Raw genomic sequence first — 15,430 nt, forward strand, 5'->3', positions numbered from 1 at the left:
CCGCCGTGCGCGTCAGCGCATGCCGGGGTCAGCGCGGCAGGGAGTCGAGCGCCGCTGCCAGGCCGTCGTCGGACACGCCACCGGTGAGTTCGTTGCCGGCGTCGACGACGTCGTCGGGCGCCTGGCCCATCACGACGCCGCGACCGGAGGTCGAAGCCCACCGGAGCATGTCGATGTCGTTGCGGCCGTCCCCCGCGGCGAAGACGCGGGAGCGCGGGATGTCGAGCCACTCGCGCACGCGTTCCATCGCGGTGGCCTTCGTCACGCCCTCTGGTGCGATGTCGAGCCACGCGGTCCACCCGACCGTGTACGAGACCTTGTGCAGCCCCATGTCCTCGACGATCTGCAGGAACTCCTCGAGCCCGTGCTCCGGCGAGATCACGACGACGCGGGTGGCCTCGACCGTGAGCAGCTGCTCGAACGGCACCAGCTCGCCGGCGTTGGTCATGGTGTCAGCGGGGAAGTTCTCGGACAACCGGAAGTGGCCGGTCTCGTCCTCGACGCCGAAGGCCGCGTTCTCCAGGGCGCCACGGATGGTCTGCAGCACGTCGCTCGGGTCGAAGTGCTCGACGTGGACACGCTCGTAGGACCCGCCCGGACGACGGGCCAGGGTCAGCGCGCCGTTGGCGCAGACGAGGTACTTCGGCTCGATGCCGAGCGTCTCGAGCAGCGGCACCGTCATGCCCTCGCTGCGGCCCGTGGAGAGCATGACCTCGTGCCCGGCGGCCTCGGCATCGCGCACGGCGGCGACCACGGCCTCGGTGACGACACCGTCCTCGCGCATCGTGGTGCCGTCGATGTCGAGCGCCACCAGCCACCGCTTCGTGCGGGCGGGAGCACCGGCGCCCGCGCCCTGCGCGGCGCCGTCCACGAACCGCCCCTGCGTGCTCATCGGGGCTCGATCACCTCGACGCCACCGAGGTAGGGGCGCAGCACCTCGGGCACGACGACGGAGCCGTCGGCCTGCTGGTGGGTCTCGAGGATCGCGACGATCCAACGGGTGGTCGCGAGGGTGCCGTTCAGGGTGGCGACCGGGGCCGTCTTGCCGCTCTCGGTGCGGTACCGGATGTCGAGGCGACGGGCCTGGAACGTCGTGCAGTTCGACGTCGAGGTGAGCTCGCGGAACGTGCCCTGCGTCGGGACCCAGGCCTCGATGTCGTACTTCTTCGCCGCGCTCGTGCCGAGGTCACCCGCGGCGACGTCGATCACGCGGTAGTGCAGCCCGAGGTCCTGCAGCATCTGCTCCTGGTACGACACCAGCTTCTCGTGCTCGGCCTCGGCCTGGTCCGGGTGGACGTAGGCGAACATCTCGAGCTTGTTGAACTGGTGCACGCGCAGGATGCCGCGGTTGTCCTTGCCCGCCGAACCGGCCTCGCGCCGGTAGCAGGTCGACCAGCCGGCGTAGCGGTGCGCGGTGTTCTCGATGTCGAGGATCTCGTCGGCGTGGAAGCCGGCGAGTGCGACCTCGCTCGTGCCGGTCAGGTACAGGTCGTCGGCCTCGAGCCGGTAGACCTCGGCCGCGTGCTCGCCGAGGAAGCCGGTGCCCGCCATCGTCTCGGGGCGGACGAGCGTCGGGGTGATGAGCGGTTCGAAGCCGGCGGCGATGGCGCGGTCGAGGCCGAGCGACATGAGCGCGATCTCGAGCCGGGCGCCGAGGCCGCGCAGGAAGTAGAAGCGCGAGCCGGAGACCTTGACGCCGCGCGGGATGTCGATGATGCCGAGGTGCTCGCCGAGGTCGGCGTGGTCCTTCGGCTCGAAGTCGAACTCGGGCTTCGTGCCGACGGTGCGGAGGGTGACGAAGTCCTCTTCGCCACCGGCGGGGACGCCGGGCAGCACGACGTTCGGGATGGCGCGCACGACGGAGTTGAAGGTCTCCTCGGCCGCGGTGACGGTCGCCTGGGCTTCCTTCACCTGGGCCGAGAGCGCCTGGGCCTGCTGCACGAGCGCGGCCTTCTCGTCCTTCGGGGCCTTGGCGACGGTCTTGCCGAAGGCGTTCTGCTCGGCGCGGAGCGACTCGAACGCGGTGATCGCGCTGCGTCGGGCGGCGTCGGCAGCGACGGCCTCGTCGACCACGGCGACGGATGCGCGGCGGGACTCCTGCGAGGCCTTGATGACGTCCGGGTTGTCACGAAGCAGCTGGGGATCGATCACCGCTCCATCCTAGAGGCGGCGACATGGGGAGGAACCCGCCGCTCGCAGCGCCCGATCGGTACCGTTGATCCCATGTCGACCCCTTCGGAGACCGCGCCCGCGGACCAGGACGCCCTCCCCACCGAGCACCGGACGGCTGCCGTGGTCTACAACCCGGTCAAGGTCCACCTGCCGACCCTCAAGGCCACCGTGGAACGGCACCAGCAGGAAGCCGGCTGGGCCGAGACGCTCTGGTTCGAGACCACCGAGGAAGACCCGGGCGGGGGCATGGCCCGCGCAGCGCTCGACGCGGGAGCCGACGTCGTCGCCGCCGCGGGTGGCGACGGCACCGTGCGCGCGGTCGCCGAGGTCGTGCACGGCTCCGGTGCCTCGCTCGCACTGCTGCCGAGCGGGACGGGCAACCTGCTCGCCCGCAACATGAAGCTCCCCCTCGACGACCTGGCGAGCAGCGCGCACACCATCTTCTCCGGCCACGAGCGGGCGATCGACTTCGGCCTCATCGGCATCGAGCGGCCCGACGGTGCCCGCGAGCAGTTCGGCTTCGTCGTGATGGCGGGCCTCGGGCTCGACGCCCGGATGATCGCGAACACCCGGCCCGAGCTGAAGAAGCGCGTCGGGTGGCTCGCGTACCTCGACTCGCTGCTCCGCTCCGTGCGGGACACCGACGGCTTCGAGTTCAAGTACCGGCTCGACGAGTCGGCCCGCAACGGTTCAGTGCGCGCGCACTCGGTCATCGTCGGCAACTGCGGCATGCTGCAGGCGAACGCGATGCTGCTGCCCGACGCCGAGATCGACGACGGCGTGTTCGACATCGTCGTGATGCGACCGCGCGGCTTCTTCGGCTGGGTGCGGATCGGTGCCCGCGTGTTCTGGGAGAACGGGATCCTGCGCTGGTTCCGGCGTTCGGCGCTGTCCGAGACGCTGATCGGTCGACGCATCACCACGGCGGCGAAGCAGGAACGTCCGCTGCGGTACATGCGCGGCGAGGAGTTCACACTGCGACTCGAGAAGCCCGACGAGTTCGAGATCGACGGCGACCCGGTGGGCGAGATCACGGCGTTCCGTGCGCGGATCGACCCCGGTTCGCTGACCGTCAAGGTGCCGACGGTGGAGCCGCGGCCGAGCTGGGTGCGCGGCCGCAAGCGCTGAGCCGGGAGGTGCCCGCGCTGCACCGTGCGGGGTTGTTCGGCCTGTGCGCGGTTGCGCGGGCCGGGCGATCACGCACCGTGCGGGTTTGTTCAGCACGTGCGCGGCTGTGCGGACCGGGGTGATCACGCACCGTGCGGGCTCGGTCGACTGGTGCGCGGTTGCGTGCTCGGTGCGAGGTTGTAGCGGCGCACGGAGCGGGCAACCTCGCACCGGCCGACAAGAGCCGCACCGTGCGCCAGACGCGCCGACCGACGAGCACAGCACTGGCCGACAGCACAGCACCGGCCGACAGCACAGCGCCGACCGACGAGCCACCGCCGCGCGTCAGCCCGCGTCGGGCTCGCCGGACACGATCGCGCGCAGCCAGTCCCGGGCCTCGACGAACGCGGCGTCCGAGTAGCGCGCCGGCACCTCGGGCTGCGCGCCGTCGGCACGCGGGTACGACCCGAGGAACGTCACGCGGGGGCTGAACCGACGGAGACCGAGCAGGGCGTCGGCCACGCGCTCGTCCTGCACGTGCCCGTCCAGGTCGATGACGAACCGGTAGCGGCCGAGCTCGTCGCCGATCGGCCGCGACGACAGCAGCCCCATGTTGATGCCGCGGGTCGCGAACTGCTCGAGCATGTCGACCAGGGCGCCGGGGTGGTCGGCGGGCAGCTCGACGATGACGCTCGTCTTGTCGGCACCGGTCGGCTCGGGCAGCGCCAAGGTCTTGGACACGAGCACGAAGCGGGTCACGGCCGAGGCGTTGTCGCCGATCGACGACGCGAGCACGACGACGTCGTGGTGGTCGGTGATGCCGGGCGGTGCGACGGCGGCGTCGGCGGTGGGGTTCGCCTCGAGCAGGGCGAGCGCGGCGGCGACGTTCGACGACGCCGGGATGTGGCCGTGACCGGGCAGGTTCGCCTCGAGCCAGTTGTGGGTCTGCGCGTACGCCACCGGGTGCGCGTTCACCGTGCGGACGTCGGCGAGCACGGTGCCGGGGCGCGCGACGAGCACGAAGTCGACCGGCACGAGGTACTCCCCCACGATCCGTACGCCGGGGATCCGGGCGAGGGCGTCCTGCGTTGCGCTGACGCCGCCGTCGACGCTGTTCTCGATCGCGATGACCGCGCCGACCGAGCGGCCGGACATGACGTCGTCGAGCGCTTCACCGACGTTGTTGACGCTCCGCCAGGGCTTGCCGGCCGCGGCCTCGACGAGCTTGAGGGCCGCCTCGGTGAAGGTGCCGGCGGGTCCGAGGTAGGAGTAGGTGTCGGACGGCGCGGCGGGGTCGGTCATGGGCCGAGCCTATTGCAACGACCGAGCCCGCAGACGCGGGCGCAGACGCGGGCCCACAGCGCCGTTCAGTCGGTGCTGGCACCGGTCAGCCGGGCCTCGCAGATCGCGGTGTCGTCGTCGTCCCGCGGGTACGTCAGGGCAGCGAACCGCCCTTCGGGGTCGAGCCGTGTGAGCAGTGCGGCCGCGATGCCGTCGAGCTGGACGACCTGCTCGTCACTCAGGGCGTCGATCACGACGTGGCGTGCGGTGCGGACGTGGTCCGGAGCGGCCTCGACGATCGTGGCGTACCCGGCGTCGGTGAGCTGGACGTCGGTCGCGCGGCGGTCCGAGGTCGAGGGGCAGCGCGTCACGAGTCCGCGCTTCTCGAGCCGGGACACCACGTGCGACAGCCGGGGCAGCGAGGCGTTCGTCGCCGAGGCCAGCGCCGACATGCGCAGCGTGCGGCCGTCGGTCTCGGAGAGCATCGCGATGACCATGTAGTCGAAGTGCGTCAGGTCCGCGTCACGCTGCAGCTGCTGGTCGAGCGCCGCCGGCAGGAGTTCCATGACGGCCACGAGCTTCATCCACGCGCGCAGCTGCTCGCGGGTGAGCCACGGGGTCTCGTCGGTCATGTCTGCATCCTACCGAATGGTTGTCGGTTTAACCAGTGGCGCGCGCGCCCCCGGGACCCGTCCGCCGCGCACGGACCACCCCGACGACGAGCACCGCCACCACCACGAGCAGCAGCACCCCCTCGACGATCAGCAACCGCGTGCCGTAGTCGAACGGCAGGATCGTCGGGTTCTTCTGCCCGTGCCGCTTCGCCGCGATCTCGGGCAGCACCACGAGGGCGAGCACACTGCCGAGCACGATCACCGTCTGCACCACGACGAGCACCCACGCCCGGAGCGACCGCCCCGCGCGACGCAGGAGCAGTCCGGCGCCGACGACGAACGGCGACAGGATCGCGTCGTGCAGGATCACCGCGCCGAGCAGCCAGGTCGCCAGCCCGCCGATCCGGTTCGGCTTGACCGACGTCACCAGGACGTAGGCGCCGAACGCGATCACCAGCACGCCGAGCACGACGAGCACGATCCGCGCGGCCTTCACCGCAGCACCTCGATCTTCTCGATCCACTTGGTCTGCAGCACGCCCGGTCGTCCCGGAGCGATGATCCGCGCCGGGAACCCGTGGTCCAGGTCGAGCGTCGAACCGTTCAGCTCGAGCGCGACCAGGGTGGTCGGGTCCTCGGCGTACTCCGGCCCCATGTCCATGATCCGGTAGCCGCCGTGCCGTTCCAGGCTCGTGACGCGCACGTGCGATCCGGGTTCGGCCTGCACGGCGCCGAGCAGGTCGCGCATCCGCACGCCCTTCCAGCTGCCCATCTGGCTCCACCCCTCGACGCACGAGATCGGCAGGTCCACCTCGGTGGTGCCGAGCGCGACGAGTTCCGCGCGCACGAAGGTCCGGGTCACGTCGGGTCCGACGACGGTCAGCGTCCAGTCCGCGGCGGTCGCGCTGGCGAGCACCCCCGCCGCGCGGGCGGTGCGGTTGACCGGCAGGCCGTTCGCGCCGAGACCGCGCTGGCGCGCGCCGAACACGTTGAACGGTTCGGCGAGCTTCGAGGACTGCCCCGCCGTCAGGGCGACGACGCCGACGACCGCGGCCGTCACGCCACCGAAGAACCCGCGTCGTGCGATCCGCTGGCGTCGGCCCTGTGCGCGCTCCTCGACCGACCGGGAGGCCCGGGTCGGCTCCGGCGCATCGGCCACCGGTTCCTCGGTGGCTGCGTCGACCGCCTTGACCGCGTCGACGCCGTCGATCCAGCGGAACACGCGGCCGAGCAGGCCGGGGGCCGTGGAACCGGCCGTCTCGGCAACCGCAGCCGGCGGGGCGGACGCACCCCGGGCCTCCCGGACGGGTGGGAGCAACTCACTGCCGGACGCGGGGTCCGCGATGAACCGGCCTTGCTCGTCGTAGGAGTCGCGCTTCCGCCAGTAGCGGGCGATCACCGGCAGCTTCGACGCGATGTGGATGATCAGCGACCCGATGATCACGTACGCCATCGCGTTGTGGACCTGGCGGAACGGGAACGGCCACGGGTACCACTGGTACGTGTTGAGCAGGCCGGTCGTGACCTGGATGATCGAGGCCGACACGAGCACGGCGATCGACAGCCGCTCGAACAGGTGCAGCACGCCGCGCACCGGCGGGACCTGCACCAGCGCGGGCATGACGGTGTTGAGCTTGGCCAGCAGCAGCGGGATGATCGCGATGCCGGTGGTGATGTGCAGGCCCTGGGTGAACTGGTAGAGCTGCGTCGGTCGGGTCGGGAACCGCATCCAGCCGAGGGGCTCCTGCAACAGGTGACTGTAGATACCGGTGCCGAAGCAGACCACGAAGGCGATGCCGAGCAGTCGTCCGAGCACCACCGCGGAGCGCGCGTTCCGGTTCGGCGAGGCCAGTGCGGCCCGCGCCTCGAACAGCAGGTGCCGCACGCCCGCTAGCCTCGACGGACCATGAGCGACCGACTGCGTGCCGTCCGACCGTCCTCCGCCGTCGGACCCGGTGCCCGCCTCGCCGTCGTGGGCGCGGTCGTCGGGGTACTGGCCCTCGCGGGCGTCATCGCCTTCGGCGTCACGCATCTGGGGTTCCTCCGATCCGACACTCGTTCGTCATTCGTTGCGTGGACGCTGATCGCTTGGACGGTGTTCGTGATCGCCGTGCTCGCGCTGCGGTTCGTGCCCGCCCGGTGGATGACCGCCGTGGTCATGGTCGGGGCGGTGGTGGTCGGTCTCGCGGCGTTGGCCGGGCCCCCGAGCACGAGCACCGACTCGGCGCGGTACGCGTGGGACGGCATCGTCCAGCATGCCGGAGTCTCACCGTACGCGCACACCCCCCAGTCCACGGCACTGTCCGGTCTGCGGCCGGACTGGCTGTTCCCGGACAAGGTGAACGGCACGTGCGACGACATCAAGCCCCGGTTCCGCGGCCTGGGCGACGGCGCGGACGGCCACTGCACCGCGATCAACCGGCCGGACGTGACGACGATCTACCCGCCGATGGCGCAGCTCTGGTTCGCCGCGGTCCGCGCCTTCGTGCCGGCCACCGCCCAGTACATGCCGTTCCAGGTGGCGGGCCTGCTCCTCTCGCTGGTCGTGACCGTCGCCCTCGTCGTGGTGCTGCGGAAGACGGGTCGCCCGACGTGGTGGGCAGCGCTCTGGGCCTGGTCGCCGCTCGTGGCGTCCGAGGCCGTGACGAACTCGCACGTCGACGCCCTCGGCGCGGCGCTCGCGACCGCGGGTGCCGTCCTCGTCGCGTTCGGTCGACCGATCTGGGGCGGGATCGCGCTCGGAGCGGCCACGGCCACCAAACTCATCCCCGCGATCGTGTACCCGCCGTTGCTCGGCCGGTGGCGTTCCTGGTGGGCGATCCCGGTCGGCATCGCCGTGTTCGGCCTGCTCTACGTGCCCTACGTGCTGACGACGGGGCTCGACGTGCTCGGGTACCTGCCCGGCTACCTGAGCGAGGAGGGCTACGAGGACGGCTCGCGCTTCGCCCTGGTGTCGCTGGTCTTCCGGGGCGACGCCGCGACCGTCGTGGTCGGGCTCGCCGTGCTGCTCGCCGCCTTCGTGGCCTGGCGGCTGTCCGACCCGTCGCGGCCGTGGTCCGGCGAGGTCCTGATGATCGGCGTCACGTTCCTCGCCGTGACCCCGCGCTACCCCTGGTACGCGCTGCTGCTCATCCCGTTCGTGGTGCTGTCGGGGCGGTGGGAGTGGCTGTCGATCGGGCTCGCCATCGCGCTGCGCGGGGTGTGGCCGTCGACGGACGCCTACCGGTGGTGGCTGCTCGCCGCCGTGGCCGTCATCGTGGTGGTGACGCTCCTGCGCACGAGCCGGTCGGACTGGCGGCGCTGGTGGGAACGGCTGTCGTTCCGGAGCGTCGAACACGTACGCTGAGCCGCATGGCACCCGCGACCCTGCTCGGCACGACCGTGGACCCGGCGTCCGCCGGGCTCGTCGACCGCTTCGGGCGTCGTGCGATCGACCTGCGGGTGTCCCTGACCGAACGGTGCAACCTGCGCTGCACCTACTGCATGCCGGCCGCCGGGCTGCCCTTCGCCCCCGACGACGCCCTGATGACCGCCGCCGAGATCGAGCGGCTGGTCCGGATCGGGTCGTCGCGCTTCGGCGTGCGCAAGGTGCGGTTCACCGGCGGCGAGCCGATGCTCCGGCACGACCTGGTCGACGTGATCGCCCGGTGCGCCGCGCTGCCCGACGCCCCGGAACTGTCGCTCACCACGAACGCCATCGGCCTCGCCCACCGCGCCCAGGCCCTGTACGACGCCGGGCTGCGGCGCGTGAACGTGTCGCTCGACACCGTCGACCCGGACGTGTTCACCACCGTGACCCGCCGCCCGTTCCTCGACAAGGTCATCGCCGGGCTGTCCGCCGCCCACGACGCCGGCCTCGACATCAAGGTCAACGCGGTGCTGCTGCGCGGGATCAACGACGAGGCCGCGCCGGAGCTGCTGCGCTGGTGCCTCGACCGCGGCTACGAGCTGCGGTTCATCGAGCAGATGCCGCTCGATCCCGACCACGCCTGGGACCGCACCGAGATGGTGACCGCTGCCGAGACCCGGGCGTTGCTGGCGTCGTCGTTCGTGCTGACGCCGGACGAGGCACCGCGTGACGGCGCCCCGGCCGAGCGGTACCGGGTGCAGGACGCACACTCCGGTGCGTCACTGGGCACCGTGGGCATCATCGCGAGCATCACCGAGTCCTTCTGCGCCGACTGCACCCGCACCCGGTTGACCGCCGACGGCAACGTCCGGAGCTGCCTGTTCTCCGACGCGGAGACCGACGTGCTCGGCCCGATGCGCGCGGGGGTCTCCGACGACGACCTGGCCGAGCTGTGGCGCCGGGCGATGTGGGCGAAGCCGCGCGACCACGGCGACGACAGCGACGAGCTCGTGCACCCGACGCGCGGCATGAGCGCGATCGGCGGCTGAGACATGACCACGATCCGGTTCTTCGCCGCTGCCCGGGCGGCGGTCGGCGCGGACACGCTGACCACCGCGGCCGGCACGCTCGACGAGGCGCTGCGCGAGGTCACCGCCACCGACCCATCGCGCTGGAGTGCGCTGCAGGAGCGGTGCTCGTACTTGGTCGACGGCGTGACCACCCGCGACCGGGCCACCGCGCTGTCCGGGGTCGCGGTCGTCGACGTCATGCCCCCTTTCGCCGGCGGCTGAGCGCCCCCGCCCGTTCTTTCCCAGAACGCCCGCGATGCCTGGTGTTTCCGGGCATACCGGGTCGAAACTTCCGACCAGGTACGCCCGATCCGACCAGGTACGCCCGGAACGACCTGGTACTCCCGAATCGACCCCGTGCCTGCGCGCCCTGTGTCCGTTCCTTCCCAGAACGCCCGCGATGCCTGGTGTTTCCGGGCATACCGGGTCAGAACTTCCTACCAGGTACGCCCGATCCGACCAGGTACGCCGCCCGGCCGCCGGCCTCGCCGCCGCCGCGCCGCCACCCGCTACGGCGAGACGGACAGCACGATGAACGCGGCGAAGATCACCAGGTGCACCCCGCCCTGCAGCCGCGTCGCCCGACCCGGCAGCACCGTGAGCACCGCGGCGACGATCGTCAGCGCGAGCAGCACGATCTGCGACGACCCGAGCCCGAGCAGCAGCGTGCCCGGCATGAACAGCGACGCCACCGCGATGGAGGGGATCGTCAGACCGATCGACGCCATCGCCGACCCCATCGCCAGGTTCAGGCTCGTCTGGATCCGGTTGCGGGCGGCGGCCTTCGACGCCGCGATGCCCTCGGGCAGCAGGATGAGCAGCGCGATCACGACACCGACGAACGACGGCGGGAAGCCGACCGCGGCGACGCCGGCCTCGATCGCGGGCGACTCCACCTTGGCGAGCCCGACCACGGCGACCAGGGCGACGACGAGCAGTGCGAGCGAGATCATCGTCGCGCGACCGGTCGGCCGGGCAGCGTGGGCGTCCTCGGACTCGGCGAGCACACCCCCTGACCGGTTCACGGGCAGGAAGAAGTCGCGGTGGGCCACGGTCTGCGTCACCACGAACAGGCCGTAGAGCACGATCGACGCCACCGCCACGAAGACGAGCTGCGTCCCGGTGAAGGACGCGTCGTCGGTGCCGGTGGTGAACGTCGGCAGCACCAGGGTCAGCACGGCGAGCGCGGCCACCGTCATCGTCGCGGCGCTCGCGCCCTCCTGGTTGAAGCGCACGGTGTTGTGCCGGAGCGTCCCGATCAGGATCGCGAGGCCGACCAGCCCGTTCATCGTGATCATCACGGCCGAGAACACCGTGTCGCGCGCCAGGGTCTCGGCCTGGGCGCCGCCGGAGCTCGACAGCGAGATGATCAGCGCGACCTCGATGATCGTGACCGCGACGGCGAGCACGAGTGAGCCGAAGGGTTCCCCGACCCGGTGCGCGACGACCTCGGCGTGGTGCACCGCCGCGAGCACGGTGGCGGCGAGCACGACCGCGACGATCGCCACGACCACGGTGCCGAGTCCGTAGCGGCCGTACGAGAACGCGAGCACGACGGCCGCCAGGATCGGGATGGCCACGGGCCACGCCTTGGGGAACCAGGAGGTCATCCGTCCATTGTCTCAACCGCGCGGCGCGTACACCGCCAGTTCGGACGCGGGAACGGCCACGTGGACCGCGTCGCCAGGCCCGATGCCGAGTGCCGTGACGCGCGACAGGGTCAGGTCCGCGACCAGGTCGCCGGCGCGGACCCGCACCAGACCGTCCCGCGGTTCGAGCGACGTGACGGTGCGCGCCGGTCCGGCGCCGTCCCGCGTGAGCACGGCGGCCGTCGGGTGGAAGGCGCCCAGGGCGGGGCGACCGGGAGGCACGGCGTGCGTCCTGGACACCAGCTCGCCCCCGCCGTCGGTGGCGATCCCACCCGCGGTGGCGGTCCCGCGCACCAGTGCGAGTCCGGAGAACGCCGCCGCGAAGGCACTCGTGGGCCGTCCGAGCACGGCCGCTGGGGTGCCGTCCTCGACGACCCGGCCGTGCTCGACGACGACGACCCGGTCGGCCAGGGCGACGACCTCGACCGGGTCGTGCGTGACCAGGACGCTCGGGCGCCCGCCGATCGCGGTGCGGAGGGCTGCACGGACCTCGTCGCGCGCGGCGACGTCGAGCGCCGACGTCGGTTCGTCGAGCAGCAGGACCGCCGGGTCGGTGGCGAGCGCCCGGGCGATGGCGACGCGCTGGGCCTGCCCGCCGGACAGCGCATCGGGGCTCCGTCCCGCCAGGTCGTCGATGCCGAGGGCCGCCAGGGCACGGAGCGCGCGGGCACGGGCCGCGGCCCGTCGGACACCGGCGGCGCGCGGGCCGAACGCCACGTTGCCGACCACGTCGAGGAATGGGAACAGGTCGGGCCGCTGGGCGACGAGTCCGATGCGGCGGCGGTGGGCGGGGACGGTCCGCCGCTGGTCCGACACGACGGTGCCGCCGAGGACCACCTGTCCGGCGTCGATCGGCAGCAGGCCGGCGAGGGCCTCGACCACGGTGGACTTGCCCGCGCCGTTCGGCCCGATGACCGCCACGCACTCCCCCGTCGCGACCTCGAGGGCGACGTCGACCCCGCGTCGCTCGACGACGATGCGTGCGGTGACCCCGCTCACGCTGCCACGCCTCGGGTCCGGAGCGACGAGGCACCGATGACCACGACGGCGACCACGACGAGCACGACCGCCAGTGCCACGGCGGTGTCCGGGTCGACCTCGCGCTGCAGGTAGATCTCCAATGGCAGGGTCCGGGTGACCCCCTGCAGGCTGCCCGCGAACGTCAGGGTCGCACCGAACTCGCCGAGTGCTCGCGCGAAGCAGAGCACCAGTCCGGAGACGATGCCGGGCAGGACCCTCGGGGTCGTGACGGTGAGGAACGTGCGGGTGGGACCGGCGCCGAGGGTCGCGGCGACCCGCTCGTACCGGTCCCCCTCGACGCGGAGCGCGCCCTCGATCGAGGAGACCAGGAACGGCATGGCGACGAACGTCTGCGCGATGACGACCGCTGTCGTGGTGAACGCGATGTGCAGCCCGTGGTCGTCGAGGAACGCCCCGACCACCCCGAGGCGACCGAACGCCGCCAGCAGCGCGAGCCCGCCGACGACGGGCGGCAGCACGAGCGGCAGCAGCACGACGGCGCGGGCGACACCCACCCACCGTGACCGGGACCGGGCGAACAGCACGGCGAGCGGGTACCCGAGCACGAACGCGACGGCCGTGGCGGTCAGCGCGGTGCCGAGGCTGAGCCCGAGGGCCATGAGCGACGCCGTCGAGGTGACGAGGGCGACGAACGACGACCAGTCGACCCGACCGAGCATCGCGAGCACGGGGACGACGACGAACAGGCCGCCCAGCACCGCGGGCAGCGGGAGCCACCAGGCGACCGGCGGCCGTCCGTCAGCCCGCGAGGCCACGGGTCACGGCTTCCCGAACCCGGCGGCGGTGAGCACCTTCTGGCCGGTGGCGGACCGGACGTAGTCGGAGAACGCCTGCGCGAGCTCCGGGTCCTCGGACGCCTTGAGCACGCCGATCGGGTACGTGTTGACGGCCTTGCTCGACTCGTCGAACGGGACACCGTCGACCTTGCCGTCGGCACCCTGCACGTCGGTCACGTAGACCAGCCCGGCGTCGGCCTGACCGGACTCGACCTTGCCGAGCACGTCGGTGACGGACTGCTCCTCGCTGACGGGCTGCAGGTCGACGCCCGAGGCGGACTCGACCTTCGCCGTCGCGGCGCCGCACGGCACCGGGGCGGCGCACGTGACGAGCTGGACGTCGGAGCCGGTCAGGTCGTCGAGGCTCGTGATGCCCTTCGGGTTGCCCGGCGCGACGGCGATCTCGAGGACGTTCGTCGCGAAGTCCTCCGGTGACCCGCTCGCCAGGTCGGTCGCGGACAGCTTCGCCATGTTCGCCTCGTCGGCGGAGGCGAACACGTCGGCGGGGGCGCCGTTCTGGATCTGAGTGACCAGGTCGCTCGACCCCGCGAACGAGAACTCGATCGAGGCGCCGGGGTTCGCGAGCTCGAAGTCCTTGCCGAGCGTGGTGAAGGTCTTCTGGAGCGACGCCGCCGCGAACACCGTGATCGAGCCCGACACGCCTGCGTCCGCGCTCGACGACGATGACGGCGACGACGACCCGGCCGGAGCGTCGGCGGTGGAACACGACGCCAGGCCGAGCGCCGCGACGACGGCGAGGGGCACGAGCAGCGAGCGGGGTCGACGGGTCATCGGGGGTCCTCCTGGTGGGTGGGCGCCTCGACGGTGACCATCGTGGCCTTGACGGACGCCACGGCGACGGACCCGACCTCGAGCCCGAGGTCGCGCACCGCCTCGGCGCTCATGAGCGAGACCACGCGGTGCGGGCCGCACTGCAGTTCGACCTGCGCCATCACGGTGTCGACGACCAGGTCGGTGACGATGCCGACGAAGCGGTTCCGTGCCGAGCTCTTCACGCCGGTGTCCGGGGCGGCCAGCTCGGTGCTCCGCGCCCGGGCGAACTCGGCCACCTGTCGACCGTCGACGACGGCGCGACCGGCGTCGTCGGTGGCCCGGTCGAAGGTGCCCCCGTCGACGAGTCGGCGCACGGTGTCGTCGCTCACCCCGAGGAAGGCAGCAGCATCGCGGATCCGCAGTTGCGTCATGATGCGACGATCCTAGCCGCGGAAGCGGCGCTCTGGACCCGATCGTGTCGGATCAGGACCCGTGCCCGACCGCCACGGGCAACCCTTCGCGGCGCCAGGCCTCGAACCCGCCGTCGAGGACCGCCACGTGCCTCCAGGCCGGTTGTGCGGCAGCCCACGCGTCCGCACGCGGGCCACGGGCGCAGTAGACGACCACGTCCGCCGCCTCGGCGTCGCCAGTGACCGCGTCGTCCGGAACGGCTCCGGCGACGACGCCGTCCGCCCGTTCGGCGTCGGTGCGCACGTCGACGACGACCACCGGGTCCGCCGGGTCGGCCAGGCGCGCGGCGAGCGCCGACGGGGCGATGCGGTCGGTCCGCGCGGGAGCGACCACGACGGGTCGGTGTGATGCCGGTCCGCGCCGGACGGGGCTCTCGCTCCACCGCCAGCGGCGTGCGTCGACGGTCAGGACGCGCCCGAGCAGCGGTTCGCCGGTGCCGGTGACCAGGGCCAGCACCTGTCCGGCCATCACCGCTCCGACGGCGCCGCACAGTGCCGGCACGACGCCGTCCAGGGCGCAGGAGCCCTCGTCGGGCAGGGCCTCGGGGTGCAGGTCGTGGAAGTCGACGCCGTCCGGTCCGGCGTCGCGGAACACGCTGACCTGGCCGTCGTGACCGAGCACCGTGCCCCAGACGAACGGCACGCCGGCGTCGGCGCAGGCGTCCGAGACCGCTCGGGTGACCAGGACGGAGTCCGCCGCGTCGACGACCACGTCGTGCCCGGCGACGAGCTCCGGGGTGAAGGACCCGACCACGGCGACGGCGTCGAGTTCCGGGTCGACGGCGCGGGCCCGGGCGACGGCGACCCCGGCCTTCGACGATCCGACGTCGGCAGCGGTGAAGAGCGTCTGGCGCGCGAGGTTCGAGGCGTCGACGACGTCGGGGTCGACCACCGTGAGCCGTCCGACGCCCGCGAGGTACGCGACGACGGGAGCCCCGAGCCCGCCGGCGCCGACCACCAGGACGCGTGAAGCGGCCAGACGCCGGAGCCCGACGTCGCCGACGTCGGACAGGGCAGCGGTCCGCGAGCCGAGCCGTGTCCGCCACGGGGAGAGCGCTGCGACGGGGGCGACGAGGGGGTCCATCCCGTCATTCTGGCCGGTCGCGCCGAATCCCTGCATGTGAATGC

Annotated in this window: 16 protein-coding genes; 4 read left to right on the top strand and 12 right to left on the bottom strand. The window is 72.3% G+C overall.

Translation table 11 applies throughout. The features are described from left to right. Positions 1-28 precede the first annotated feature (28 nt). Positions 29-892 carry an HAD-IIB family hydrolase gene (locus tag EDF51_RS09520; protein ID WP_134194591.1) on the bottom strand — a complete coding sequence of 288 codons (864 nt, stop codon included), beginning with the start codon at positions 890-892 and terminating at the stop codon, positions 29-31. Beyond that, a complete protein-coding gene (serS, locus tag EDF51_RS09525) occupies positions 889-2,151 on the bottom strand; it encodes a serine--tRNA ligase (RefSeq protein WP_134194593.1) in 1,263 nt (420 codons plus the stop codon). Before serS ends, EDF51_RS09520 begins: the two co-directional genes overlap by 4 nt. Before the next feature lie 72 nt (positions 2,152-2,223). Between serS and EDF51_RS09530 the strand changes: the two genes are divergently transcribed. Beyond that, positions 2,224-3,300 (top strand): diacylglycerol kinase family protein, encoded by a 1,077-nt coding sequence (locus tag EDF51_RS09530; RefSeq protein WP_134194595.1) that lies wholly within the window; start codon positions 2,224-2,226, stop codon positions 3,298-3,300. 324 nt (positions 3,301-3,624) lie between these two features. On the opposite strand, the gene pheA is transcribed toward EDF51_RS09530, so the two are convergent. The 4 genes from pheA to EDF51_RS09550 all read right to left on the bottom strand — a co-directional run bounded on the left by pheA (position 3,625) and on the right by EDF51_RS09550 (position 7,058). Further along, on the bottom strand, positions 3,625-4,581 hold the full coding sequence (gene pheA, locus EDF51_RS09535) for a prephenate dehydratase (protein WP_123338582.1): 957 nt from the start codon (positions 4,579-4,581) through the stop codon (positions 3,625-3,627). Between the two features lie 65 nt (positions 4,582-4,646). Continuing rightward, positions 4,647-5,192 carry a MarR family transcriptional regulator gene (locus tag EDF51_RS09540; protein ID WP_131921471.1) on the bottom strand — a complete coding sequence of 182 codons (546 nt, stop codon included), beginning with the start codon at positions 5,190-5,192 and terminating at the stop codon, positions 4,647-4,649. Positions 5,193-5,220: 28 nt separating this feature from the next. Continuing rightward, the gene (locus EDF51_RS09545; RefSeq protein WP_134194597.1) at positions 5,221-5,670 is read right to left on the bottom strand and encodes a hypothetical protein; all 450 of its coding nucleotides are present in this window, start codon (positions 5,668-5,670) and stop codon (positions 5,221-5,223) included. Continuing rightward, the gene (locus tag EDF51_RS09550; protein ID WP_208321834.1) at positions 5,667-7,058 is read right to left on the bottom strand and encodes a molybdopterin-dependent oxidoreductase; all 1,392 of its coding nucleotides are present in this window, start codon (positions 7,056-7,058) and stop codon (positions 5,667-5,669) included. Before EDF51_RS09550 ends, EDF51_RS09545 begins: the two co-directional genes overlap by 4 nt. Positions 7,059-7,079: 21 nt before the next feature. Here EDF51_RS09550 and EDF51_RS09555 point away from each other — a divergent pair, with 21 nt between their 5' ends. From EDF51_RS09555 to EDF51_RS09565, 3 genes are read left to right on the top strand one after another with little or no spacing between them, the layout of a single operon-like run. Then, positions 7,080-8,519, top strand: a complete 1,440-nt coding sequence (locus EDF51_RS09555; RefSeq protein WP_134194599.1) for a glycosyltransferase family 87 protein — start codon at positions 7,080-7,082, stop codon at positions 8,517-8,519. A gap of 5 nt (positions 8,520-8,524) precedes the next feature. Next, complete coding sequence (gene moaA, locus EDF51_RS09560) at positions 8,525-9,571, top strand: GTP 3',8-cyclase MoaA (protein ID WP_134194601.1); 1,047 nt, start codon at positions 8,525-8,527, stop codon at positions 9,569-9,571. Between the two features lie 3 nt (positions 9,572-9,574). Continuing rightward, a complete protein-coding gene (locus EDF51_RS09565) occupies positions 9,575-9,814 on the top strand; it encodes a MoaD/ThiS family protein (protein ID WP_123291834.1) in 240 nt (79 codons plus the stop codon). Between the two features lie 287 nt (positions 9,815-10,101). Here EDF51_RS09565 and EDF51_RS09570 read toward each other — a convergent pair whose 3' ends face one another. The 6 genes from EDF51_RS09570 to EDF51_RS09595 are packed head-to-tail and all read right to left on the bottom strand — an operon-like array spanning position 10,102 to position 15,386. Continuing rightward, complete coding sequence (locus EDF51_RS09570) at positions 10,102-11,202, bottom strand: ionic transporter y4hA (protein WP_131880481.1); 1,101 nt, start codon at positions 11,200-11,202, stop codon at positions 10,102-10,104. A 12-nt stretch (positions 11,203-11,214) separates the two neighbouring features. Next, positions 11,215-12,240, bottom strand: a complete 1,026-nt coding sequence (locus tag EDF51_RS09575; RefSeq protein WP_134194603.1) for an ABC transporter ATP-binding protein — start codon at positions 12,238-12,240, stop codon at positions 11,215-11,217. Then, positions 12,237-13,037, bottom strand: a complete 801-nt coding sequence (locus EDF51_RS09580) for an ABC transporter permease (protein WP_134194605.1) — start codon at positions 13,035-13,037, stop codon at positions 12,237-12,239. Before EDF51_RS09580 ends, EDF51_RS09575 begins: the two co-directional genes overlap by 4 nt. Positions 13,038-13,040: 3 nt before the next feature. Further along, positions 13,041-13,850, bottom strand: coding sequence for a molybdate ABC transporter substrate-binding protein (gene modA, locus EDF51_RS09585; RefSeq protein WP_132099865.1), 810 nt, complete (start codon positions 13,848-13,850; stop codon positions 13,041-13,043). Then, positions 13,847-14,263 carry a TOBE domain-containing protein gene (locus tag EDF51_RS09590; RefSeq protein ID WP_134194607.1) on the bottom strand — a complete coding sequence of 139 codons (417 nt, stop codon included), beginning with the start codon at positions 14,261-14,263 and terminating at the stop codon, positions 13,847-13,849. Before EDF51_RS09590 ends, modA begins: the two co-directional genes overlap by 4 nt. Before the next feature lie 52 nt (positions 14,264-14,315). After that, the gene (locus EDF51_RS09595; RefSeq protein WP_166673517.1) at positions 14,316-15,386 is read right to left on the bottom strand and encodes a HesA/MoeB/ThiF family protein; all 1,071 of its coding nucleotides are present in this window, start codon (positions 15,384-15,386) and stop codon (positions 14,316-14,318) included. Between the last annotated feature and the right edge of the window lie 44 nt (positions 15,387-15,430).

The sequence above is a fragment of the Curtobacterium sp. PhB25 genome (assembly GCF_004365375.1).
In the GTDB taxonomy this organism is placed as follows: Bacteria; Actinomycetota; Actinomycetes; order Actinomycetales; family Microbacteriaceae; genus Curtobacterium.